Below are 23,030 nucleotides of genomic sequence, written 5' to 3' on the forward strand. Positions count from 1 at the left end.
GAGGTTAAAGACAGCGTGCCTTTCGGTTGCCGCATGGCTGGGTGGGCGTAGCAGTGGGTTTCTGCCGCGTCGTATCGGATGGGTTTTGGTGGGCGTGTTAGGGGGTGCGGAGGCGTTTCAGGGTTTTTATGTCGTTGGCGTGGGGGGCGGGGGCCCGGCCGGGGGTTTCGATGATGAAGGGGACGCCTGCGGTGGCGGGGTGGTGGAAGAGGTCGGCGAAGGGCTGCTCGCCTATGTGGCCGGCGCCGATGTTCTCGTGGCGGTCTCTCGCGGACGCGCAGGGATCCTTGGAATCGTTGGCGTGGATCAGTTTCAGGCGGCCCTCGCCCACGGTGGCGACCAGGGCGTCGATGGTGTTCTTGACGCCGCCGGGGGCGGCCAGGTCGTGGCCGGCGGCGAAGGCGTGGCAGGTGTCGAGGCAGACGCCCAGCTTCGGGTGGTGCTCCAGGCACTCGAAGAAGGGGCCCAGCTCCTGGACCCTGCCGCAGAGCATGTTGCCTTGGCCCGCCATGGGCTCCAGGAGGAGGTCGGGACCGTCCTCGGGGATCTCGTCGAGGAGGGGGAGAACGTGCTCGTGGATCTGCGTCATGGCCTCGTCGTAGGTCTGGCTGACCGCGGAGCCGGTGTGGACGACGACACCGCGGGCGCCGATGGCGCGGCCACGGGCGAGGGAGTGCCGGACGGTCGCGATGGACTTCGCGAGGGTCTCGGGGGTGGGGGAGCCGAAGTTGACCAGGTAGGGGGCGTGCACGTAGACGGGGATGCCGTGTTCGCGGAGTTTCGCGTCCTCGGCGGGGCGGCCCTCGGGGAGCGCCCAGCCGCGCGGGTTGGCGACGAACACCTGGACCGCCTCGGCGCCGATCTCGGCGGCGTATTTCAGGCCGCCGGTGGCGAGGCCGCCGGCCACGGGGACATGCGCCCCGACGGGGCTGTGCGGTGAGGTCATGGCCGATTCAGCCTAACGGGTCACGGCCCCCGGACGATGGTGACGGTGGAGCCGCGCGGGAGCTCGCCGCTGGACGGAGACTGGAAGCGCACGATGTCGCCGCCGAAACCCGTCACGTTGACCTTGAAGCCGGACTCCTTCAGGGCCTTCCTGGCTTCTTGCACGCTGCGGCCGGTCATGTCGGGCACCGGGACGTTCTGGTCGTCGCCGCCGTCGTCGCAGCCGAACTGGAACGGGCCCGCGTCCACGATGCAGTCGCGCTTGTTGACGACGATGGTGACGTCGTCGCCGCGGGAGACGCCGGTTCCCTCGGCCGGGTCCTGGCTGACCACGGTGTTCGGCTCCTTGCCGTCCACCCGCTTCTTCTGGACGGTGACGTTCAGCCCCATGGAACGCAGCCGGTTGGCTGCGGCGTCGCCGTTCTGGCCGACCAGGCCGGGCATCGACATGCCGCCGGAGACGACGATGTCGACGGGCTCGTCGGGGGACTGCCTCTCGCCGGCGTCCGGGTCGGTGCCGATGACCCTGTCCTTGGCGACGGTCTGCGAAGGGCTCGTGCTCGTCCGGCCGACGGAGAAGCCCCTGTCCTTGAGGGTCTGCCTGGCCTCCTCCAGGGTCTTGCCCTCGACGTCCGGCACCTCGCGGGGAGTGATGCCCTTGGACGGGGTCAGCGTGACCGTCTGGCCCTTGGCGACGCGGGCGCCCGCGGGCGGGTCGGACTTGACGACACCGCCCCGGTGGACGCGGTCGTCGTAGACCGCCTTCGCGGTCCGCACGTCCAGCCCCTTGGACTCCAGCAGATCGCGGGCGTCGGAGACCTTCATCCCGATGATCGAGGACGGGACGTGCTCGTACTGGCCGGACGTCTGGTACCAGACCGCCCACCCCAGGATGAGCGCCGCGACCGCGCCGATGGCGACCATGACGTAACGGCCGGTCAGCGCTCCGATCGCGCGGTCGGTCCTGGTCTGCGGCGGGACGTGCTCCGGCGGTGTTGTGTGCGCGTCCAGGACGGCGGTGCGCCCGTGGACCGGCGCCTCCAGCACGCTCGTGGCGTTGCGGGACGCCTCCTCGATGCGCCGGTCGAGGTCGCGGGGGAGGCCGCCGGCCACCTCGGCGACCTCGGCGAGGTACTGGTTCGCGTCCTGCGGGCGGCGGGCCGGGTCGTGGCTCGTCGCGTCGGTGACGAGGGCGTCCACCCGCGGTGGCAGCCCGGGGACGACACCGGACGGCGGCGGGACGGTCTCGTTCACGTGCTTGTAGGCGACGGCGAGCGGCGTGTCACCCCGGTGGGGGAGATGCCCGGTGAGCAGCTCGAACAGCATGATCCCGGCCGCGTACACGTCGGAACGGACGTCGGCGTTGCCCGACAGCACCTGCTCGGGGGCGAGGTACCCGACCGTCCCGATGATCATGCCGGTCTTGGTCATCTTGCTCGCGGTCTCGGCGCGGGCGAGACCGAAGTCGGCGACCTTGACCTGGCCGTCCTCGGTGATCAGGACGTTCTCCGGCTTGACGTCGCGGTGCACGAGACCGGCGCGGTGCGCGGCGCCGAGCGCGGCCAGCACCGGCTGCACGATCTCCAGCGCGGCGCGCGGGCCGAGCCGTCCGAGCGAGGTCAGCGTGTCGCGGAGCGTGCGGCCCGCGACGTACTCCATCACCAGGAAGACGTGCTCGCCGTCGGTGCGCTGGTCGTAGACCGCGACGACGTTCGGGTGGGACAGCGCCGCCGCGGCCTTGGCCTCGCCGATGAAGCGGGCCACGAAGTCCTCGTCGGAGGCGAGCCCGGCGTGCATCACCTTGATCGCGACGGTGCGGTCGAGGCGGAGGTCCCGCGCGAGGTAGACCGTGGCCATGCCGCCGCGTGCGATGCGGGACTCAATGCGGTAGCGCCCGTCGAGCACCCGCCCGACGAGTGGATCTGCGACCGTCGTGTCCATCGGTGCGAGTTTACGGGTGAACCCCCGCGGATCTCATCAACCGCGAGTATGAGCCTCGATGAGGCCGGAGGGAGACTCCTCCCGGGCGCCCGGTTCGGGAGCGGCCGGCCGACCGCGGCGGCCGGCGCCGCGGGACACGGCCACCCCGGCCAGGCAGAGCAGGCCGCCGGCGAGGGTGACCAGGCCCGGGACCTCGCCGAGGAACAGCCACGACATCGCCACGACGAGCGCGGGGACGGCGTAGGTGGTGGCGCCCATCTTCCCGGCGGACGTCCGGGCCAGCGCGTAGCCCCAGGTGGTGAACGCGAGCGCGGTCGGGAAGACGCCCAGGTAGAGCATGTTGAGAGTGGCGCCGGCCGGGGCGTCGGCGGCCTGCGCGATGAGCTGCCCGGAGAACGGCAGGCAGACGAGCGCGCCGATCGCGCACGCGAACGTGGTGAACTGCAGCGCGGAGGCGTGCCGCAGCGCGGGCTTCTGGCTCACCACGCCCGCCGCGTACGTCACGGCGGCGACCACGCAGAGCAGCACCCCGCCGACGGACGCGCGGCCCTCGCCGGACATCGACAGCCCGACGACGGCGGCGCCGGTGAACGACACGGCCAAGCCGATCACCAGCCGGGACGAGACGCCCTCCTTCAGCAGCCAGCCGCCGAGCAGCGCGATGAGCAGGGGCCCGATATTGACGACGAGGGCGGCGGTGCCGGCGTCCACGAGCTGCTCGCCCCAGTTCAGCGCGACCATGTAGGCGCCGAACCACAGCACGCCCGCGGTGACGATGCCGGGCCAGGCCCCGCGCGGCGGCAGGCCCTCCCGCCGGACGAGCCACAGGACGCCCAGTACGAGCGTCCCGGACAGGAGGCGGCCGAGGGCGAGGGCACCGGGCCCGTACTCGGCGCCGGCGCTGCGGATCGAGACGAAGGCGGACGCCCAGAGCACCACCGAGACGGTGGCGGCGGCGACCGCGCGCTTGTCGACGCGATCCGTGTTCATCTGCTGCATGTCACGCACCTTAGATCGGGGTCGTTTCCACGAACACCGAAGTGAGACGCCGGGTTGCGGCATGTCCGCGGGGTGCGGCAGACCCAGTCTGGTAACGCGCAGATTTCAGGTCCAGCGAATATTTCTACAGGGAACGCTTTAGTGATTCTACGAAGTGGCGAGCCCCTCGAACGGGGAGGACGCCTGCGCGTAGCGGCGCATCGGGATGCGTCCGGCCAGCCGGGCGAGCCGTCCGCCCTCCACCGCGTGCCGCATCGCCGCGGCCATCCGCGCCGGATGCCGGGCGCGGGTGACGGCGGTCGCGAGCAGCACGGCGTCGCAGCCCAGCTCCATGGCGAGGGCGGCGTCGGACGCGGTGCCGAGCCCGGCGTCCAGGATCACCGGGACGTTCGCCCGCTCGACGATCAGCTCGATGTTGTGCGGGTTGCGGATGCCGAGACCCGACCCGATCGGGGACCCGAGCGGCATCACCGCCGCGCACCCGATCCGCTCCAGGCGATGCGCCAGCACGGGGTCGTCGCTGGTGTACGGCAGGACGACGAAGCCGTCGGCGACGAGCTGCTCGGCGGCCTCGACCAGCTCGATCGGGTCGGGCAGCAGCGTGTGCTCGTCCGCGATGACCTCCAGCTTGACCCAGTTCGTGCCGAGCGCTTCACGGGCGAGCTTGGCGGTGAGGACGGCCTCCCCGGCGGTGAAGCAGCCCGCCGTGTTCGGCAGCACCCGGATGCCGCACTCGGCCAGGACGTCCAGCACCGAGCCGCGTGCGGACGGGTCCACCCGCCGCATCGCGACCGTGGTCAGTTCCGTGCCCGACGCGGTGAGCGCCTCCCGCAGCACGTGCATGCTGGGCGCGCCGCCGGTCCCCATGATCAGCCGTGAGTCCAGTTCCTCCCCGGCGATGACCAGCTTGTCCACGTTTCAGCCTCCCTGTGCGGTGTCCTTACGGGGACCGACCTCAGCCGCCCTGGACGGCGGTCAGCACCTCAAGGCGGTCGTCGTCGCGCAGCGTCGTCGCCGACCACGCCGACCGCCGGACGACCTCGTCGTTCAGCGCGGCCGCCACACCGGTCCCGGCCGTGGTGACGGACGCGACCGCGTCGGCCACGCTCGCGCCCTCCGGCAGCTCGCGCGGCTCACCGTTGACGATCACCTTCATGCCTGCACCTCGGCGGAGAAGCGGTCGGGGGAGAACAGCCCGGCGATCTCGGGGACGGGACCGTCCAGCAGCATCGCCGACAGGATGTCGGCGCTCACCGGGGTGAGCAGGATGCCGTTGCGGAAATGCCCGGTCCCGGCGATGAGGCCGGGCAGCGCGGTCGGGCCCATGACCGGCGCGTTGTCCGGGGAGCCGGGACGCAGCCCCGCGGTGACCTCGACGAATTCCAGCTCGGTGACGCCCGGCACCAGCTCGCGTGCGTCCCGCAGCAGCTCCCACAGCCCGCCGGCGGTGACACGCGTGTCGAACCCCAGCTCCTCCTGGGTGGCGCCGATGACGACCTCGCCGTCCGCACGCGGCACCAGGTAGACCGGGGAACCCTTCACCAGGCCCCGGACGGTGCGCCGCAGGAACGGGACCCGGGTGCGGAGCCGGATCACCTGGCCCTTCACCGGGCGGACGGGCGGTACCGTCCCGGGCGGCAGGCCCTCCAGGTCGGCCGACCACGGTCCGGCCGCGAGCAGCACCCGGTCGGCGCGGATGACCGTCCCGTCGTCCAGCCCGACCCCGGTCGCCGCGCCGCCGTCGACGACGATCCGCGCGGCCCGCCGCCGCACGAGCCGGGCCCCGAACCGCTCGGCCGCCGCCAGCAGCGCCGTGCCGAGCCGGCGCGGGTCGATCGAGCCGTCCCGCGGGGCGAGCAGCCCGCCGCGCACGCCGGGTGCGAGCATCGGCTCGGCCCTGCGGCACTCCCTGCCGGTCAGCGCCTCGGCGGGCAGGCCGAGGCTCTCCTGGAAGCGGCGCAGGTCGTCCAGGTACCTCAGGTCGTCGGCGTCGAACGCGACCTGGACGAGCCCGTCGGTGCGGTAGCCGGTGTCCAGGCCGGTCAGCTCCTCCAGTTCGGCGACGAACGCGCCGTAGCGGTCGCGGGACGCGAGACCGAGCCGCAGCAGCGGCTCCTCGCCGTAGGTCAGCTCGCCGACCGGGGCGAGCATGCCCGCCGCGACCGATGAGGCGCCGCTCATGGGGGAGGGGTCGACCAGGGTGACGGCGGCGCCCCCGGCGGCGGCCCGCCAGGCGGTGGCGAGGCCGATGACCCCGGCGCCAACGATGACGATCTCCATGTGCGCTCCCTTCGCCGGCATGATCCGGATCAGGTCCGGCGGTCGGCGGCCCGTTCAGCCGCCCTCTCAGCCCGGTCGCACCGGACTCCCGCGCTCTGTGTGGTTTTATCCGGTCCCCACCTTACGACCTCGGTAAAGCGCACCGGTGCCTGGACAGGTGTCCACCCGAAAAACGCGGCCGAATAGGGTGGCCGTCATGCAGAGGGTCATCGTCGTGGGAGGCGGGCTGGCCGGCGTGCGCGCCGTGGAAGCCCTGCGGAGCAAGGGGTACGAGGGGGCGCTGACGCTCGTGTCGGCGGAGCGGCACCGGCCTTACGACCGGCCGCCGCTGTCGAAGGCCGTCCTCAAGGGCGAGTCCGACGACACGACGGTCGACGCGGACTGGGCCGCGCTGCGCTGCGACCTGCTGCTCGGCGAACGCGCGACCGGCCTGCGCCTGGACGAGCCGGGACGCGGCGGCGTACTCGCGTCCACGGCGGGCGACCTGCCGTTCGACGGGCTGGTCATCGCGACGGGGGCGACTCCGATCACGCTGCCGGGGGAGGGGCGGCAGCACGTCCTGCGGACCATCGACGAGGCCCGCGAGCTGCGCGCCCGGCTCACCGAGGGCGCCCGGATCGTGATCGTCGGGGCGGGCTGGATCGGCGCCGAGGTCGCCACCACCGCCGCCGGGAAGGGCTGCGCGGTCACCGTCGTGGAGGCGGCCGACACCCCGCTCTCGGGCGCGATCGGCCCCGAGGTCGGCGCGCTCACCGCCCCCTGGTACGCCGAGGCGGGCGTCGAACTGCGCACCGGCGTGAAGGTCGCGGAGGTGCGCGAAGACGGCCTCGCCCTGGCCGGCGGCGGCCGGATCGAGGCCGACGAGGTCGTGGTCGGCATCGGTGTCCGCCCGGCCGTGTCCTGGCTGGACGGCTCGGGCCTGCCGACCGAGCGCGGCGTGGTCACCGACGGCTCGTTCCGCGTCTACCAGGGCGAGGAGGACCCCGGCGCCCTCCGCCCGGACGTCGTCGCGGTCGGCGACTGCGCCGCGTGGTGGTCGGCGCGGTACGGGCGGCGGCTCCTGGTCGAGCACTGGGACACCGCCCTCAACGCCCCCGAGGTCGCCGCCGCGTCGCTCCTCGGCCGGGACGCCTCCTACGACGCGGCCCCCTACTTCTGGTCCGAGCAGTTCGGGCGCATGGTGCAGTACGCGGGCAGCCACGCCGCGTCCGAGCGGCTCGTCCACCGCGGCGACCCGGCGGAGCGCAAGTGGGCGGCCGTGTGGCTGACCGGTGACCGGCTCGACGCGATCCTCACCGTCGACCGGCCCCGTGACCTGGTGCAGGCGAGGCGGGTGATCGCGGCCGGGACCCCGGTGGACCCCGAGGCGATCGCCGACCCGGACGTCCCCGTCCGGCAGGCCGTTCGCCAGTAGCGGGCGGTGCCGGAAGGTAACGGCTGTTCAGGGGGTTTGAGGCTTTCGAAGGCGTGGTAGCAAGGGGGCGTGACGCAGATGCACGCAACCGTTGACAGCGCACTCGACCCCCGAACCGACGCCCTCGCCGGCGAATGGCTCACCCTGAAGGAGACGGCCGAACGGCTCGGGATCAAGCCCAACCGGATCAAGCAGCTCATTCACGAGCACCGGATCCTCGCGGTGCGGCGCGGCGGCGAGCCGATGGTGCCCGCGGCCTTCATCAAGGACGGGCAGGTCGTCAAGGGGCTGCCCGGTACGCTGACGCTCCTGTCGGACGCCGGATTCGACGAGGTGGAGACGATCCGCTGGCTGTTCACCGCCGACGACACGCTGCCGGGGACGCCCGTGGAAGCGCTCGCCGAGAACCGCGGGACCGAGGTGCGCCGCCGCGCCCAGGCCCTCGCTTTCTAGAGACCACCCGGTACCAGCGGACGAAGCAGCACATGGCACGATCACGGGGTCACCCGGGACGGGACCACTCCCGCCGCGTGACCCCGTGACCACCCGTGCGGCGATCTGATCTGAAAGGACGTGCCCCGGCCGTGTCCAGGCACCTGCCCTCCGAACGCGCCGTCGCGCTGCGCGCCCGGCTCAGCCGGGCCCGCCTCTACCTGTGCACCGGCGCGCGGGAACGGCAAGGAGATCTGCCGGAGTTCCTCGACGCCGTCCTCGGCAACGGCGTCGACATCGTCCAGCTCCGCCAGAAGGGCCTGGAGGCCCGGCAGGAGATGGCCTACCTGGAGATCTTCCGGGCGGCGTGCGAGCGGCACGGCGCGCTGCTGGCGGTCAACGACCGGGCCGACGTGGCGCACGCCGTCGGCGCGGACGTGCTGCACCTCGGCCAGGACGACCTGCCGGTGCCCGCCGCCCGCGAGATCGTCGGCGGCGACATGCTGATCGGCCGGTCCACGCACTCGGGCGAGCAGGCGTCGGCGGCGGCCGTGGAGCCGGGCGCCGACTACTTCTGCGCGGGCCCCGTCTGGCCCACCCCGACCAAGCCCGGACGTCCGGCGCCGGGCCCGAAGCTGCTGGAGTACCTGGCGGCGCAGCGTGTCGCGCGGCCGTGGTTCGCGATCGGCGGCATCGACCTCGGCAACCTCGACGAGGTCCGGGCGGCGGGCGCGAGCCGGGTGGTGGTGGTCCGGGCGATCACCGAGGCGGACGATCCGGGCGCCGCGGCGGCGGAGTTCGCGCGCCGGCTCGCCACCTGACCTTGTCGGGGTTTGACCTGGATCACGGTGCGGGCACCCGGACCGATCACCGACAATGGGGATCATGAGCGAGGGACCCGACGACGACCGGCTCGTCGACCTGGACGACGACCTGGAGATCCTGCCCGACCAGACGTCCGACGACACCGACATCGGCTGGGGCGAGTGGCGCGGCGGTGACGGCGGTGACGACGACTCCCGGCTGCTGGAGGACCGCCCGCCGCACTGGTGAGCCGCCGGTCAGAACAGCATGCCGAGCGCGAAGCCGGCGACGACGACCACGCCCAGCGCGACCATCATCCGCCACCGGTAGCGCGGGATCGCGGTCGGGCGTGGCTTCGGCGCCGGGCCGTGGCCGTCCCGCAGGGCCCGGACGAGCTGCGGCGCGGTCGGCCGCGCGGCGGGATTCTTGTCCAGGCAGCGGGCCGCGAGGTCGCGCAGCGGGCCCTGCATGTCGCCGAGGTCGGGCCTGCGGGACGTCACCCGCCGCATGACGGCCGCGCTCGGCCCGGTCCCGAACGGTGGCCGCCCGGTCGCGGCGTACACCATCGCGGCGCCCCAGGCGAAGACGTCGGCGGCCGGCCCGACCGGCTCCTCCTCGATCTGCTCGGGCGCCATGTAGGCGGGGGTGCCGACCGGGCCGGTGGTGAGCGGTGTCGCGTCGGCGGTGCGGGCGATGCCGAAGTCGATGACCTTGGCGCCGTCCGGGCCGAGCAGCACGTTGCCGGGCTTGAAGTCGCGGTGCACGATCCCGGCGCGGTGGATCGCGGCGAGCGCCGCCGCGGTGCGCACCGCGAGCTTGCGCAGCTGCGGCGCGGACAGCGGGCCGCGGTCCCGGACGACGTCCTGGAGCGACGGCCCCTCGACGAACTCGCTGACGATGTAGGGGCGGTCGCCGGTCATGTCGGCGTCGAGGACGCGGGCGGTGTGCCGCCCGGACACCTGCAGGGCCGCGTCCGCCTCCTTGACGAAGCGGCTGCGCGCCCGCTGCCCGGCCGCCACGCCGCCGCGCAGCAGCTTGACGGTGACGAGCTCACCGTCGCCGTCCCGGCCGAGGTAGACGATGCCCTGGCCGCCCTCGCCGAGCCGTCCGAGCAGCGTGTAGTCGCCGAGACCGCGCGGGTCGTCGGGGCCGAGCGGCGTCTCGTGCCGCCGGCCGCCGCCGTGCGCCGGGCAGGCGGCGCCGTTCTGCCGCCCCTGCCCCGCCCGTGCCTGGGTGCTTCGGGGCTTACCGGGGCGGCCGGGGTGCCCGGGACGCCCGGAACGGGCGGCGGGACGTGCGGAGTGGGGATTCGTCCTCCCGCGGGAGGTGTCGTGCGGCACTGGAAAACTCCGACTCGGCGGGGACGGACGAAGATTTCCTTATTTGTACCGCGTAACGGCTGAGCACGGCAGGAGAACCCAGATCTTTGTTTTTACCCGCATGTCCCAAGCGTCCCGGTCTGGGGGATGTGCCGGCCGCCCGGGAGACCCGGCCGGACCATGTCATCGCTCACTCACGTGGTCCGGGTGGTGGCGGCCACCGCGAGTTCCGCCAGGGCGTCGCGGGCCTCGGCGGTGATGGGGGCCGACTCCAGGTTCCTCTCCGCCTCGCGCAGATAGCGCTCGATCAAGGTCTCGCAGGCGGCGAGGCCGCCGGTCTCCTCGATGATCGTGCGCAGCTCGTCCACCCCGGGACGGTCGAGCCCGGGGTCGCCGAGGCGGCGCTGCAGCGCGGCGGCCTGCGCGGCGGACGCGCGTTCCAGGGTCAGCGCGACCAGCACCGTCCGCTTGCCCTCCCGCAGGTCGTCGCCGGCGGGCTTGCCGGTCTCGGCCGGGTCCCCGTACACGCCGAGCACGTCGTCGCGGAGCTGGAAGGCGATGCCGAGCGGCAGGCCGTAGCCGGTGAGGGCGGCGGTCACGTCCGGGCGGGCGCCGGCGAGCGCGGCGCCGAGGTGCAGCGGACGCTCGATCGTGTACTTGGCGCTCTTGTACTCGACCACGCGCAGCGCCGTCGCGACCGTCGCCCGGCCGCGGGTCCCCTCCAGCATGTCGAGGTACTGGCCGCACATGACCTCGGTCCGCATCAGGTCGTAGACGGCCCGGCCGCGCCGGCGGCGTTCCTCCTCCAGCCCGCTCGTCTCGAACATCTCGCTTGACCAGGCCAGGCACAGGTCGCCGAGCAGGATGGCGGCGCCGCCGCCGAACGCCTCCGCGTCGCCCGGCCACGCCTGCGCGTGGTGCAGCGCCTCGAACCGGCGGTGCGCGGACGGCTGGCCGCGGCGGGTGTCGCTCGAGTCCATCACGTCGTCGTGGACGAGCGCGCTGGCCTGGAGCAGCTCCAGGGACGCGGCGGCGGCCACGATGCCCGGGCCGTCCTCGCCGCCCGCGGCGCGCCACCCCCAGTAGCAGAACGCGGGACGCAGCCGCTTGCCGCCGCCCAGCAGGGCGTCGAGCGCGGACAGCAGCGGCGCGAGGTCGTCGCTGATGGTCAGCAGCGCCGGGCGCTGCCGGTCGACGAAGCCGAGGAGGGCCTCGCCGACCTCCTTGCGGATGCGGCTGGTCGACATGCCGAGATCGTATCCACCTGGGGTGATTCAACCCTCCCGCGAAAACGTGAGAAGTCACTGGATCCTCAGAAATAAGGCCATAACGCCCGCGCGCTGTGGCGAGCATCACGCGAATCGGCGGCTCCGGGCGCTCTCCGGCGGCTTCTGTAGGCTTGGGGGATGCGACGCGCACGCCCCGACCGGCCCCCGACCGTCCGAGAACTGCTGGCCTCGGGCGGCAGATCCTTCTCGTTCGAGTTCTTCCCGCCCAAGACCGACAAGGGCGCGCGGACCCTGTGGCGTACGATCCGCGAACTGGAGGTCCTGCACCCCACGTTCGTGTCGGTGACCTACGGCGCCGGCGGCGGCACCCGTGACAAGACCGTCGACATCGTCGAGCGGATCGCGACCGACACCACGCTGACGCCCGTCGCGCATTTCACCGCCGTGAACCACTCCCAGGCCGAGCTGCGCAACCTGATCGGGCGGTTCGCCGCGGCCGGCGTCCGCAACGTCCTCGCGCTGCGCGGCGACCCGCCCGGCGATCCGATGGGCGAGTGGGTCAAGCACCCGGACGGCGTCGAGTACGCCGCCGAACTGGTCCGGATGATCCGCTCCTACGGCGACTTCTGCGTCGGCGTGGCCGCGTTCCCCTACAAGCACCCGCGCTCGCCCGACATCGAGAGCGACGTCCGCCACTTCGTGGAGAAGTGCCGGGCCGGCGCCGACTACGCGATCACCCAGATGTTCTTCCGCGCCGAGGACTACTTCCGGCTCCGCGACCGCGTCGCCGCCGCGGGCTGCGACGTGCCGATCCTGCCGGGCATCATGCCGGTCACCCGGATGAGCACGATCGAGCGGTCCGAGCAGTTGTCGGGCGCCCCGTTCCCGCCCGAGGTCAGGGCCCGGTTCGAGGCCGTCGCGGACGACCCGGAGGCGGTGCGCCGGCTCGGTATCGAGCACGCCGCGCAGCTGTGCCGCGAACTGCTCGACCAGGACGCGCCGGGGATCCACTTCATCACGTTCAACAAGTCCACGGCGACGCGCGAGGTCTACTCCCTCCTCGGCGCCGGGGAGTACGGCGCCAGGGGCAGCGTCCCGCCCATGACCGCGTAGCGCGGCCCGCCGCCGGGGAACTCGAAGCCGGTCAGCAGGTCCACCATGCCGACCGACCGGTAGAGGTGGCGGGCCGGGGTCTCCGGCCGCCTGTCGAGCGTGGACAGCACGGCCGTCCGCTCCGGCCTGCCCTCGCACAGCGCGTTGAGCAGGCTCCGGCCGAGGCCCTTGCCCTGCGCCTGCGGATGGACGTGCAGCTCGGCGACCTCGAACGTGTCGCCCAGCCACGTCTCGGCGTGCTCGGGACCCTCCAGGTCCGACAGCGCCTGGTGGACGACGTCGTGCCACCACTGGCCGCGCATCCCGTGGAATCCATAGGCGAACCCCAGGACGGGACTGGCCAGCATGGGCAGCGCGCCGCGCCGCTCGACCACGAACGCCCGGAACCCCGGATACGAGGCGTGCCGCTCCATGATGGTGTGCCGGCCGGGGAGCTGATCGCTCGGCGGTTCCATCGCGGCCGCGTACACGTCCACCATGGGGTCGAGCCTTCGCAGGAAGGCGCGTTCGTCGATCTCGCGCAGCTTCGGGTCCCTCACCCGACAGAGACTAGACCCGCGGGATGGTGCGCTGCGTCGCGGAAAGGCGATCGTAGATGTCCCAGAGGATGCGGTCCGCCGCCTTCCTCAGCGTCCTGCGGTTGGCGTCGAGCTGCCCGCCCCACACGCGCGCCTCCGGCCCCAGCCACGCGTCCGTTCCCCGCAGGATCTTCACCGGCGCGTCGAGGGCCCCACGGAGCCGGTCGATGCTGCCGTAGGCGTCGGCGTACGCCTGGTAGAGCCGCTGGTACTCGGGATTGGGCTGCTCGGCAGGTGACAGCTTGGCGGCTGCGGCACCGGTGAGCGGCAGGGGCAGGCTCCCGGGAGGGGGCGGAGCGGCCATGGCGACCTCTCAGGCGACGTTGGTTGCTTCCGGGGTGGTTGCTTCCGGCTTGTGCAGGTTCAGCTTTGCGATGGCCTCGCGCGTCCGGCCGCTCATGTCGGCCCCGGTGAGCACCTGGACGGCGGCCGGGCGGACTCCCGCGCGGTCGGCCTCGGCCAGGAAGGCGCGCAGCCACTTCACGTCCATCGTCATGTGGTGGCTCGCCACACCGAGCGACTCCTGGACGGCCTCCAGCTTCGCCCTGTCTCCATGAGCGGCCTTCAGCAGGCCGGCCGTTGCGGTGGGCCCGAGCCGCTCGTACAGCTTCTCGGTGTAGTCGGGGTCGTCGGCGTTGGCCTTGAGGTGATTCCACACCGAATCGGGGACGGGCTCGCCGTCCTGGACGGACGCCACCACCGCCAGGGCATCGGCCCTCGCGGCCTTGGCGGCGGCCTGCCGGGTGGGGAAATTGCCGATGTCACCGGCACCCCTTGGAGTGGGCTTAGGTGCCGTCTTGCGGGGCGGAGGCGTGACGGGGCGGGGCGTCCCGACCGGAGCGCCGCCGGGCCTCCCCGGTGCCGGAGCGGGCGCGGGCGGCGGCGGAGCGTCCACCCCGCCGCCCGGGGACGGATGGGTGATCGCGTAGTTGTAGCGCCGCGACAGCATCCCGAGCTGGTCGGCGGCCCACTGCGCCACCTGGTCGGCCTGCCGGTACCCGGCCGTGGACACCCCGGGAGGGGGACGATGCGCGTTCAGCCAGCCCTGGATCTCGTTCTGCGCGTCCTGCAGCCGCCTGATGACCTGATCGAGCGCGGGCGGGTCGATCCCCCGGAACTCCGGGTCGCGCGCCGCCGGACCCGTGCGCATCTGCGCGGTCATCGCCCCTCCGGAGGTCACCGGTCGTCGTGTCCTGACTCCCCAGAATCACATCCGTGTCACCGGCTGTCGAGAGCCCTCTGCACCGATTCGTCATCACGTGCCACGACGGCGGTATCGCCGGTCAGGACGATCGGACGCTGGATCAGCGCCGGATTCGCCACCATGACCTCGATCCACCGGGCCCGGTCACGCTCCATGTCCTTGAGGCCCAGTTCCTTGGCGACCGGCTCGTTCAGCCGCGCCACGTCCCACGGCTCGGCGCCGATCCGAGTGAGCACGGCGTCCAGTTCCTCCGCGGTGGGCGGCTCGTCCAGGTAGCGGCGCTCGGTGTACTCGACGCCCGCCTCGTCCAGCGCGGCCTTCGCGGCGCGGCTCTTCGAGCAGCGCGGGTTGTGCCAGATCTCCATGAAGGGAGGTTATTGGATGCGAAGCCCCGTATCCGCAGCCGACAGCACGCTGACGGAGAACAGAACTGATTCATCTGGTGGCCCGTCCTATAGCCGGCGAGGCCGAGTGGATCGGGGGCCGGGGTGGAGCAGACTCCAGCGGACAGCGATGCGACGTCGACGGTGAGGGCGGCGGTGGCCCGGTGGGCACGACGCCGGGCTCCGGACGAGAGCGCGCGGGGGGACGCGAAGGGCCGGTCGGCCTGGACACGGGGCCGGGTGCTCGCCGCGCTCGCGGCGGGGACGGCCGGGCTGCTGGCGTTCCACCGGGCCGTGCCCAACTCGGTGGGCCGCACGGGCAGTCTGCTGGAAGCGTTCCTGCCGTGGCTCGGCCTGATGGTCGTGGTGCTGCTCGTCCCGGCGCTGCTGCGCCGTTCGGCCACGGCGCTGGTGGCCTTGCTGCTGCCGGTGGCGGCTTGGGCGTACCTTTTCGGCGGGCTGCTCCTGCCCGAGGCCAAGCCCGGCGCGCACGACCTGCTCGTGGTCCAGCACAACGTCAGTGACGAGAACACCGACCCGGCGGGCACGGCCCGCGCACTGGCCGGCGCCGGGCCGGATCTCATCGCGGTGGAGGAACTGGTGCCCTCGGCGCTGCCGGTCTATGAGAAGACCTTCGCCCCGGACTTCCCGTACCGCGCGGTCCGGGGCACCGTCGGACTCTGGTCGAAGCACCCGCTGACCGGCGTCCGGCCGTTGGACATCAAACCCCGGGGGATCACGCAGACCTGGAATCGCGGGCTGCGGACCGTGGTGCACACGCCCCACGGCGAGATCGCCGTGTATGTGGCGCACCTGCCGTCGGTCCGCGTCCGGGCGGGCGGGCTGGCATCGTCCTGGCGCGATGAGAGCGCCGGGCTGCTGGGCAAGGCCGTCGCCGCCGAGAAGCTGGCAGCGGTGATCCTGCTGGGCGACCTCAACGGCACGGTCGACGACCGCGGGCTGGCCCCGCTGACCGCACAGATGAACGTGGCGGAGCGGGGCCTGGCCTTCAGCTTCCCCGCCGCCTTCCCGCTGGCCCGGATCGACCAGGTCATGGCCCGCTCGGCGACCGTCGGCCACATCCGCGCCCTGCCCGCCACCGGCAGCGACCACCTGCCGGTCGCCGCGCGGATCACACCGGGCTGAACGAGCCGCCGCTCCTCCGCGCGAGGCCGGCGCCCCGCCGGGGCCGCGGACCGGCCGTCGGCCCGCGGGGGCGCCGCATCTCCGTCACTCCACCTCCGCGGGGGTTCCGCCGGTGATCCTCAGCAGTTCCTCGTACGACGTGGGGAAGACGGTGTGCGGGTGGCCGCCGGCCGCCCAGATTTCGTCGTACCCGTTCAGCCAGACGTCCACGAGCGTGCGGATCGGTGCCGGATGGCCGAGTGGCGCGACGCCCCCGATCGGCTGCCCGGTCGCCTCCCGGACGAACTCCGGTGTCGCGCGTCCCACCTTCGCCGCGCCCACCAGAGCCGCCACCTTCGCCGTGTCGACCCGGTGCGCGCCGCTGGTCATGACCAGCAGCGGCGCGCCGTCGGCGTCGAACAGCAGGCTGTTGGCGATCGCGCCCACCTCGCAGCCCAACTGGTCGGCGGCGGCCTGAGCCGTCCGCGCGGAGGCGGGAAGTTCGATGATGGTCCCGGTCGCGCCCTGGTCGAGCAGGGCCTTCGCCACGATTTCGGCATTCGGATGCATGGGAGGCACTTTAAGCTTCGTCCATGCGAGGGAGACCGATCGACGTGCGGAAAAGCGCGGTCCCGCTGATCGCGGCCGTCGTCCTGGCGGGCTGCAACGGGACGGAGCAGACGGCGCCCCCGGCGCCGGAGCCGTCACCGTCCACGTCGGTGACGGCGGCCCCGCCCTCCACGCCCGCGCCCACACCCGCGCACCGCAAGCTGAAGCCGGGGGCGAAGGGCGCCGACGTTGAGGACCTCCAGCGCCGCCTCAAGGAACTCCACTATGACCCGGGCAAGGCGGACGGGAAGTACGGGCCGTCCACGCAGATGGCCGTGTGGGCGTTCCAGGCGGTCAACCGCCTCAAGCACAAGAGCACCCCGGACAAGTCCTTCTGGGAGGCCCTGGACGCGCCCAAGGAGCCGCGTCCGGTGGCCGGGAAACGCGAGAAGGACCGGGTGGACGTCGACCTGAAACGCCAGTACCTCGTCCTCTACAAGGACGGCGAGCCGCGCCTCATCTCGCACATCTCGTCGGGCTCGGGGGAGTACTACTGCGCCAAGGACCCCGGCGCCACCGTCCCCAGGTGCCGGTACGCCACCACGAGCACGGGCGACTTCCGGACGGGGCGCCGCTTCACCGGCTGGGAGACCTCACCGCTGGGGCGCCTCTACAACCCCGTCTACTTCAACGGCGGCATCGCCTTCCACGGCGCCCTGGACGTGCCCGACTACCCCGCCTCGCACGGCTGCGTCCGGATGCCGATGCACATCGCCGAGTACTTCCCCGGCCTGCTCGGAACGAACGTCCCCGTGCACGTCAGGCGGCCCGGTTAGGCCCTGGCCGGTGCTGCCGCCGGTCAACTGTCGTACCCCGCTGGTGTACTGCCGTCACACCCGTTGACCTGCGGGACACGACACACATTCGAACACGTTGACGAATCGCCGTCAGGGCTGTTTACTGGGAAGTGCGTCGAACTTATGTTCGACGTTGGTGCGGGACTCGCGGCCCGCGCCAGGGCGACGTCCCCGCCGATCGCGGTGTTTCGGCGGGACGGACGGCCGGGCGGAGTGAGGGGAAGCTCTCCGCCCGGCCGGCCCGAGCCCGGAAGGAGGCACACATGTCCGGAACGATGACCGCACGCGGAATCCACTCCGCCGCCGAGTCCATGCCGCCGAGTCCACGCCACCGTCCGCTGCCCGCGCCCCGTCCGGCGCACACGGCCGTCGGCCAACTGCACGCCGCCCGCATGGGCCTCGCCGAGGCCGCCGAGGCCACCTCGCCGGCCGTCCGCTATGTCTGCGCCCACCTGGCCGCGCTGCGCGCCGCCGCCGCGGTGCTGGCGTCCAAGGAACCGCTGGAGACCCACCGCCGCGGCCGTCCGCGCAGCGTGTGGGTGCTGCTGCCCGAGGCCGAGCCCGCGCTGCGCGAGTGGGCCGCCTTCTTCGCCGCCGGCGCCGACAAGCGCGCCGCCGCCGAGGCGGGCCTCCCGCGCGCCGTCACCCCGCGCGAGGCCGAGGAACTCGTGCACGACGCCGAAGTCTTCGTCACCCTCGTCGAGGACACCCTCGGCATCGACGGGCAGCCCACCCTGCCCGTCCCAGAGGCCAGCTAGCCATCTCCGAGGGCCGTCCCCGCCTCCCCACGGGACCGGCCGCGCCGGAGGCCGGGGCGGGCGTCCCGCCGGCCCTCACCGCGGGGCGCAGGCCCGGCCTCCGGCGAACCCCCGGGCGATCGCGCCGGCGGTGACCGCAACCCCCCGAGCCGATGCCGCCGGCGCGATCCCATGCCCGCCCGCGGGCTCGATCCCATGCCCGCCCGCGGGTGGTGGAGAGGAGCCTGATAGACAACGCCCATGACCGGAACGCCGCCGCTGGACGGGATGCGCGTGGTGGAGCTGTCCAGCTTCGTCGCGACGCCGCTGGGCGGGATGACCCTGGCGCAGCTCGGCGCGGACGTCATCCGGGTCGACCAGATCGGCGGCGGACCCGACATCGACCGGTGGCCGCTCGCGCCGTCCGGCCGGAGCCTGTACTGGGCCGGGCTGAACAAGGGCAAGCGGTCGGTCACCGTCGACCTGCGGTCCCGGGAGGGACGGGAACTGGTCGCCGGGCTCGTCGCGGAGAGCGGCGTCGTCCTGACCAACGCGCCGCCGCGTCAGGGCCTCACCTGCGAGGAGCTGAAGGCGGTCAGGCCCGACCTCGTCCATGTCCGGCTCCAGGGGACGCGTGACGGCGGCAACGCCGTCGACTACACGGTGAACGCCGCCATGGGCTTCCCGCTGGTCACGGGACCGCCCGGCCAGGAGACCCCCGTCAACCACGCCCTGCCCGCGTGGGATGTGGCGTGCGGCCTCTACATGGCCGTCGGCCTCCTGGCGGCCGAGCGGCACCGTCTGCGGACGGGCGAGGGCCAATGCCTCCGGGTGGCGCTGTACGACGTCGCCCTGGCCACCGCAGGGAACCTGGGTCACCTCGCAGAGGCACAGCTGACCCGTGCGAGGCCGCGGCTGGGGAACCATCTGTTCGGCGACTTCGGACGGGACTTCGCCACCGCCGACGGCCGGGTCATGGTCGCGGTGCTCACCGCCCGCCACTGGCGGGACCTGGTGGAGGCGACCGGCGTCGGCGAGGTCGCCGCCGCCCTTGAGCGGGCGTTCGGCGCCGACTTCCGCGAGGCGGGCGACCGCTACGCCTACCGCGACGCGCTCGGCGGCGTCCTCGGCCCGTGGTTCTCGTCCCGTACGTGCGACCAGGTGGGGGAGACGCTGGCGAAGACGTCGGTCCTGTGGTCCCGGTACCGGGACTTCGCCGAGGTGGCCGCCGCCCTTCACGACGAGCCGCTCATGGGGCGCCTGGACCAGCCGGGCATAGGCGTCCACCTGGCCCCGGGCTCGCCGCTGCGGCTCGGTGACGCCTCGATGCCCCCCGTGCCGGCCCCGACGCTGGGCGAGCACACGGACGAGGTCCTGCGGGACGTCCTGTCCCTGTCCGCGGACCGGATCGCCGCCCTGCGCGACGCGGGGACGATCCGCTGACCACGGATACGCCACGGCTACATCTATGAATCCGGATCTGGCCATGTCGGCATATGGATAATTACACTTGCCCGCATGATGGATGATCCCTCTGTCCGGATCATGGACGTGCTCGGCGAGCCCCTGGCCCCCGGTGAGGAGCCGCTGCGCTCGGCCCTGGAGGACCTCGGCACGCCCGTGCAGTTTCCGGCCGGGCACACGATCTTCTGGGAGGGGCAGCCGTCCCATTCGGTGCTGCTGATCCAGAAGGGCAGCGTCAAGGTGACCCGGAAGGCCGCCGACGGCACGGAGATCATCCTGGCGATCCGCGGTGAGGGCGAGGTCATGGGGGAGGAGGGCGTCCTCATGGGCGAGCCCCGGGCGGCGACGGTGACGACGATCACCGACCTCGCCGGCCTGGACATCGCCGCGGAGGCGCTGCTCGCCTTCGTCCGGGACCACGACCTGTGGCCGCTGATGTACCGGGCGGCCGTCCGCCGCCGCCGCCAGTCCGACCAGCGGGCGCTGCTGGCGCGGCTGGATGTGAAGAGCCGGCTGGCCCGCTGGCTGCTCGACCTGGCGAGCGAGGTGGGCGAGGAGGACGGGGAGGGCTGGACGCTCGCGGTCACCCTCTCCCAGCAGGATCTCGCCGGGCGGATCGGCGCGTCCCGCGACGCCGTCGCGATCGAGCTGCGCAAGCTCCGCGAGGAGGGGCTGGTGAGCACCGGCCGGCGCAAGATCACCCTGCACAATCTCGAAGGTTTGCGTAATATTGCACATAGCTAGCCTGTAGACATACATTCTTCTCCATGTGTTAATACACATAAGAGAAGTCGCAGTGGCTTCCCCGGGAACGTCCGGAGGGCACTTCATCATGACGCTGCAGGTGGTAGGTGCGGTGTGCATCGTGATAGCGCTGATCGGCGGAGACTTCGACGTCGGCGGGGTGGAGATCCCGCGGCTGTCACGGGGGCGGATCGCCGCGCTCGTCACGGCGGGCGTCATCCTGGTGGGGCTCGGCCTGCTGGCCGACGCGGGGCAGGTTCCCGACCCGCCCCAGGTGCCCTCGCCGGTGGCGCGGACCACGCCCGGGGGGCCGTGACGATTTCCGTACAGGAGGGACGCGTGCACATGACCGATCCGCTCGGGCCGTTCCAGCCCATGTGGGACGCCTGGGACGAGGCGCACGAGGAGATCACGCGTAAGCCCTTTACGCATTTCCGCCGCGCGGTCGACATCCAGTTCGACGAACTGGACGAGCACCTGGCGCGGGGGGACGAGGCGGCCGCCGCGCGGGAGGCCGCCGACGTGATCAGCATCGCCCTCAACCTGATGCGCCGCCTCGGGCACGGCCCGGACGAGATCGCCGAGATCGTCCGCTCCCGGGCCGAGCACCGGATGAAGGGCCAGGCGCTCGCCATTCTCGACAAGTACCAGCAGGTCTATGACATCTGACGGCCGCGCCGCCAGGGCGCGCCGTGCGTGCTCCGTCCCCGTATGAGATTGTTAGGGCGGCGAAGTACGGGAGGCTCGGGTGGCGGCGCAGGGCGGGCGCGGGCTGGTCCCGCTGCTGGCGTTCCTCGGTGTGATGGCCTACTCGCTGTCCATGGCCGTCGTGACGCCCGCGCTGCCGCAGATCCAGGACGGCCTGGGCACCACGCCCGCCGGCGCCGCGTGGGCGCTCACCGCGATGACGCTGTCCGCGGCGGTCGCCACACCGGTCGTGGGCCGGCTCGGCGACCTGTACGGGCCGCGGCACGTTCTGCTCGCCGTGCTCGTGATCGCGACCGCGGGCATGGTCGTCGCGGCCTTGGCGTGGTCGGTGCCGGTCATGCTCGCCGGGCGGGTGCTGGGCGGCATCGGCGGCGGCGTCTTCCCGCTGGCGTACACGATCATCCGGGACGTGATCCCGCCCGCCCGGACGGCGTCGGCGGTCGGGCTCATGTCGTCCATGCTGGGCCTCGGCGGCGCGGTCTCCTGGTGCCTGGCGGGGCCGATCATCGACCTGCTGGGCTGGCGGTGGCTGCTCTGGGTGCCGGTCGCCGGGCTGGTGCCCGGCGTCGTCCTCGCCTGGTGGCTCGTCCCGCGGTCGGCGCCCCGGGACGCGGCCAAGGTGGACTGGTGGGGCGCCGTCCTGTTCGCGGCCTGGCTGGTGGCCGCGCTCACCGCGCTGACCGAGGGCATGGACTGGGGCTGGACGTCCCCGGGCGTCCTCGGCCTGCTGGCGCTGTCGGCCGTGACGGCCTGCGCGTGGTGGCGGGTCGAGTGCCGCGTCCCCGAGCCGCTGATCGATCCGCGGCTGATGCGCGTCCGCGGCGTGTGGACGGCGAACGCCGCGTCGCTGCTGTCCGGGTACGCGCTCATGGCCGGAGGGCTGCTGTTCCCGCTGCTCGTCCAGCTTCCCGGAGACACCGGGTACGGCTTCGGCGGCACGGCCACCCAGGCGGCCCTGCTGCAACTGCCCGCCAGCGTCGGGATGACCGCCGCGGGCATGGCGGCGGGCCTGCTCGACCGGCGAATCGGCTCGCGCATGGTGCTGTTCGGCGGCGCGCTGGCGACCGGTCTGGGGTATGCGTTCGTGGCGTTCCAGCATGCCGCCATGTGGCAGCTGTACGTCGGCGGCCTGGCACGGGGCATCGGCCTCGGCTTCGCCTATGCCGCCGTCGCGAACCTGGTCGTCGCGGCCGTCCCCGCGGGTGAGACGGGTGTGGCGACCGGCGTCAACACTCTGATCCGCACGGTCGGCGCCTCCCTCGGGACGCAGATCAGCGCGGTCGTCATCGTGGCCGTCCCCGGCGAGAGCGGTTACACGGCCGGCTTCGCGGTGAGCGCCGCCGTCATGGCCGTCGTCCTGCCGCTGGCCCTCCTCGCCCCGCGCCGCCGCCGGGGGACCGGCCGCGTCACCGTGCCGGACGCCGGCGAGCACCGTGCCGTGGAGGCGCACTGAGAACACGGGACGGGGCCCGGCGTGAGACCGGGCCCCGGCACGGTGGCGGGTGTATCAGAAGGACTCGACGGCGCGGCGCGCCTCCGGGTCCAGGACGCCCCAGCTGATCAGCTCTTCGGTCAGCTCGGTCGGGGACTTGTCGTAGATGACCGCGAGCGAACGCAGGTCTTCCTGGCGGATGGACAGGACCTTTCCGTTGTAGTCGCCCCGCTGGCTCTGGATCGTCGCGGCGTAGCGGGCGAGAGGACCGGCCTTGTCTTTCGGAAGCTGCTGCAACCGCTCTAGATCGATCACGAGCTTGGGTGTAGGCCCGAGCGGGCTCGGCGCGGCTCCGCCGGGCAGCAACTCGGAAACCGGCACGCCATAGAAATCGGCGAGCTCGGCCAGCTTCTGAACGGTGACGGCGCGGTCGCCCCGCTCGTACGAACCCACGACGACGGCCTTCCAGCGGCCGCGTGACTTCTCCTCCACGCCGTGCAGGGACAGGCCCTGCTGGGTGCGGATGGCGCGCAGGCGCGCGCCGAGAGCCTTAGCGTATTCAGACGGCATTCTGCGGCCCCCAGGCTCACTTTCGTCGTCGTTCGGACCCCGGCTGGTCACCGGGGGGAGACGGATTCGCGAAGCCGGGGGCTCCGGGAGTCCGCCTCCAGGGATGGTTACGGACAGTGACGGTAAAACGGGTACGGCCCCAGGTCAAGTCGATTGGAGAAAAGCGGTCGAATCCGCAGCACCCGATCCGGGCCGTCCGGATC

27 protein-coding genes and 1 riboswitch are annotated in these 23,030 nt (G+C 72.8%); of the genes, 13 read left to right on the plus strand and 14 right to left on the minus strand.

Annotated elements, in window-relative coordinates:
• Positions 1-97: 97 nt before the first annotated feature.
• The 6 genes from AF1_RS09050 to thiO all read right to left on the minus strand — a co-directional run bounded on the left by AF1_RS09050 (position 98) and on the right by thiO (position 6,165).
• Positions 98-946, minus strand: coding sequence for a deoxyribonuclease IV (locus AF1_RS09050; RefSeq protein ID WP_067795022.1), 849 nt, complete (start codon positions 944-946; stop codon positions 98-100).
• 20 nt (positions 947-966) lie between these two features.
• Positions 967-2,886, minus strand: coding sequence for a Stk1 family PASTA domain-containing Ser/Thr kinase (pknB, locus tag AF1_RS09055; protein WP_067795025.1), 1,920 nt, complete (start codon positions 2,884-2,886; stop codon positions 967-969).
• Positions 2,887-2,922: 36 nt separating this feature from the next.
• Positions 2,923-3,885, minus strand: a complete 963-nt coding sequence (locus AF1_RS09060; protein ID WP_131732604.1) for a DMT family transporter — start codon at positions 3,883-3,885, stop codon at positions 2,923-2,925.
• Between the two features lie 147 nt (positions 3,886-4,032).
• Positions 4,033-4,800, minus strand: a complete 768-nt coding sequence (locus AF1_RS09065; protein ID WP_084262659.1) for a thiazole synthase — start codon at positions 4,798-4,800, stop codon at positions 4,033-4,035.
• A gap of 40 nt (positions 4,801-4,840) precedes the next feature.
• On the minus strand, positions 4,841-5,041 hold the full coding sequence (gene thiS / locus AF1_RS09070) for a sulfur carrier protein ThiS (RefSeq protein ID WP_067795028.1): 201 nt from the start codon (positions 5,039-5,041) through the stop codon (positions 4,841-4,843).
• A complete protein-coding gene (gene thiO / locus AF1_RS09075) occupies positions 5,038-6,165 on the minus strand; it encodes a glycine oxidase ThiO (RefSeq protein WP_067795030.1) in 1,128 nt (375 codons plus the stop codon). The genes thiS and thiO overlap by 4 nt, the downstream gene beginning before the upstream one ends.
• A riboswitch (TPP riboswitch) is annotated at positions 6,155-6,267 on the minus strand. Its footprint overlaps the gene before it by 11 nt.
• A 94-nt stretch (positions 6,268-6,361) precedes the next feature.
• Between thiO and AF1_RS09080 the strand changes: the two genes are divergently transcribed.
• The 4 genes from AF1_RS09080 to AF1_RS35105 all read left to right on the plus strand — a co-directional run bounded on the left by AF1_RS09080 (position 6,362) and on the right by AF1_RS35105 (position 9,064).
• The gene (locus AF1_RS09080; protein ID WP_067795171.1) at positions 6,362-7,579 is read left to right on the plus strand and encodes an NAD(P)/FAD-dependent oxidoreductase; all 1,218 of its coding nucleotides are present in this window, start codon (positions 6,362-6,364) and stop codon (positions 7,577-7,579) included.
• A 78-nt stretch (positions 7,580-7,657) separates the two neighbouring features.
• Positions 7,658-8,032, plus strand: a complete 375-nt coding sequence (locus AF1_RS09085) for an Rv2175c family DNA-binding protein (RefSeq protein WP_067795174.1) — start codon at positions 7,658-7,660, stop codon at positions 8,030-8,032.
• A gap of 131 nt (positions 8,033-8,163) precedes the next feature.
• The gene (thiE, locus tag AF1_RS09090) at positions 8,164-8,832 is read left to right on the plus strand and encodes a thiamine phosphate synthase (protein ID WP_084262666.1); all 669 of its coding nucleotides are present in this window, start codon (positions 8,164-8,166) and stop codon (positions 8,830-8,832) included.
• A gap of 64 nt (positions 8,833-8,896) precedes the next feature.
• Positions 8,897-9,064 (plus strand): hypothetical protein, encoded by a 168-nt coding sequence (locus tag AF1_RS35105; RefSeq protein WP_165488374.1) that lies wholly within the window; start codon positions 8,897-8,899, stop codon positions 9,062-9,064.
• Between the two features lie 8 nt (positions 9,065-9,072).
• Here AF1_RS35105 and AF1_RS09095 read toward each other — a convergent pair whose 3' ends face one another.
• Together AF1_RS09095 and AF1_RS09100 are read right to left on the minus strand one after the other, a co-directional pair.
• Complete coding sequence (locus tag AF1_RS09095) at positions 9,073-10,155, minus strand: serine/threonine-protein kinase (RefSeq protein WP_242608786.1); 1,083 nt, start codon at positions 10,153-10,155, stop codon at positions 9,073-9,075.
• A gap of 173 nt (positions 10,156-10,328) precedes the next feature.
• Entirely contained in the window at positions 10,329-11,381 is a 1,053-nt protein-coding gene (locus AF1_RS09100; RefSeq protein WP_067795033.1) for a polyprenyl synthetase family protein, read from the minus strand.
• A gap of 159 nt (positions 11,382-11,540) precedes the next feature.
• Here AF1_RS09100 and metF point away from each other — a divergent pair, with 159 nt between their 5' ends.
• Complete coding sequence (gene metF / locus AF1_RS09105; protein WP_067795036.1) at positions 11,541-12,476, plus strand: methylenetetrahydrofolate reductase [NAD(P)H]; 936 nt, start codon at positions 11,541-11,543, stop codon at positions 12,474-12,476.
• On the opposite strand, the gene AF1_RS09110 is transcribed toward metF, so the two are convergent.
• From AF1_RS09110 to AF1_RS09125, 4 genes are read right to left on the minus strand one after another with little or no spacing between them, the layout of a single operon-like run.
• Entirely contained in the window at positions 12,413-13,015 is a 603-nt protein-coding gene (locus AF1_RS09110; protein WP_067795039.1) for a GNAT family N-acetyltransferase, read from the minus strand. The two genes, metF and AF1_RS09110, sit on opposite strands and share 64 nt — an antisense overlap.
• Before the next feature lie 10 nt (positions 13,016-13,025).
• Positions 13,026-13,358, minus strand: coding sequence for a hypothetical protein (locus AF1_RS09115; protein ID WP_067795042.1), 333 nt, complete (start codon positions 13,356-13,358; stop codon positions 13,026-13,028).
• A 9-nt stretch (positions 13,359-13,367) separates the two neighbouring features.
• A complete protein-coding gene (locus AF1_RS09120; RefSeq protein ID WP_067795045.1) occupies positions 13,368-14,216 on the minus strand; it encodes a hypothetical protein in 849 nt (282 codons plus the stop codon).
• A 56-nt stretch (positions 14,217-14,272) separates the two neighbouring features.
• Positions 14,273-14,623 (minus strand): arsenate reductase family protein, encoded by a 351-nt coding sequence (locus AF1_RS09125; protein WP_067795048.1) that lies wholly within the window; start codon positions 14,621-14,623, stop codon positions 14,273-14,275.
• A gap of 258 nt (positions 14,624-14,881) precedes the next feature.
• Between AF1_RS09125 and AF1_RS09130 the strand changes: the two genes are divergently transcribed.
• The gene (locus AF1_RS09130; protein WP_067795051.1) at positions 14,882-15,787 is read left to right on the plus strand and encodes an endonuclease/exonuclease/phosphatase family protein; all 906 of its coding nucleotides are present in this window, start codon (positions 14,882-14,884) and stop codon (positions 15,785-15,787) included.
• Positions 15,788-15,871: 84 nt separating this feature from the next.
• Here the strand turns inward: AF1_RS09130 and AF1_RS09135 are convergent, their stop codons facing one another.
• Positions 15,872-16,336, minus strand: coding sequence for a YbaK/EbsC family protein (locus tag AF1_RS09135; RefSeq protein WP_067795053.1), 465 nt, complete (start codon positions 16,334-16,336; stop codon positions 15,872-15,874).
• 44 nt (positions 16,337-16,380) lie between these two features.
• On the opposite strand from AF1_RS09135, the gene AF1_RS09140 reads away from it, so the two are divergent.
• The 7 genes from AF1_RS09140 to AF1_RS09170 all read left to right on the plus strand — a co-directional run bounded on the left by AF1_RS09140 (position 16,381) and on the right by AF1_RS09170 (position 22,278).
• The gene (locus tag AF1_RS09140) at positions 16,381-17,151 is read left to right on the plus strand and encodes a L,D-transpeptidase family protein (protein ID WP_242608788.1); all 771 of its coding nucleotides are present in this window, start codon (positions 16,381-16,383) and stop codon (positions 17,149-17,151) included.
• A gap of 284 nt (positions 17,152-17,435) precedes the next feature.
• Positions 17,436-17,930 carry an SAV_6107 family HEPN domain-containing protein gene (locus AF1_RS09145; RefSeq protein WP_084262672.1) on the plus strand — a complete coding sequence of 165 codons (495 nt, stop codon included), beginning with the start codon at positions 17,436-17,438 and terminating at the stop codon, positions 17,928-17,930.
• A 240-nt stretch (positions 17,931-18,170) separates the two neighbouring features.
• Complete coding sequence (locus tag AF1_RS09150; protein ID WP_067795057.1) at positions 18,171-19,352, plus strand: CoA transferase; 1,182 nt, start codon at positions 18,171-18,173, stop codon at positions 19,350-19,352.
• 75 nt (positions 19,353-19,427) lie between these two features.
• Entirely contained in the window at positions 19,428-20,117 is a 690-nt protein-coding gene (locus tag AF1_RS09155) for a Crp/Fnr family transcriptional regulator (RefSeq protein WP_067795058.1), read from the plus strand.
• Between the two features lie 88 nt (positions 20,118-20,205).
• On the plus strand, positions 20,206-20,433 hold the full coding sequence (locus tag AF1_RS09160) for a hypothetical protein (RefSeq protein WP_067795059.1): 228 nt from the start codon (positions 20,206-20,208) through the stop codon (positions 20,431-20,433).
• A gap of 29 nt (positions 20,434-20,462) precedes the next feature.
• Positions 20,463-20,786, plus strand: a complete 324-nt coding sequence (locus AF1_RS09165; protein ID WP_131732605.1) for a hypothetical protein — start codon at positions 20,463-20,465, stop codon at positions 20,784-20,786.
• Positions 20,787-20,865: 79 nt separating this feature from the next.
• On the plus strand, positions 20,866-22,278 hold the full coding sequence (locus tag AF1_RS09170) for an MFS transporter (protein WP_067795066.1): 1,413 nt from the start codon (positions 20,866-20,868) through the stop codon (positions 22,276-22,278).
• A 54-nt stretch (positions 22,279-22,332) separates the two neighbouring features.
• Here the strand turns inward: AF1_RS09170 and bldD are convergent, their stop codons facing one another.
• Positions 22,333-22,827, minus strand: coding sequence for a transcriptional regulator BldD (bldD, locus tag AF1_RS09175; RefSeq protein ID WP_067795069.1), 495 nt, complete (start codon positions 22,825-22,827; stop codon positions 22,333-22,335).
• Between the last annotated feature and the right edge of the window lie 203 nt (positions 22,828-23,030).

This window comes from Actinomadura formosensis NBRC 14204 (assembly GCF_001552155.1).
Classification (GTDB): domain Bacteria; phylum Actinomycetota; class Actinomycetes; order Streptosporangiales; family Streptosporangiaceae; genus Spirillospora; species Spirillospora formosensis.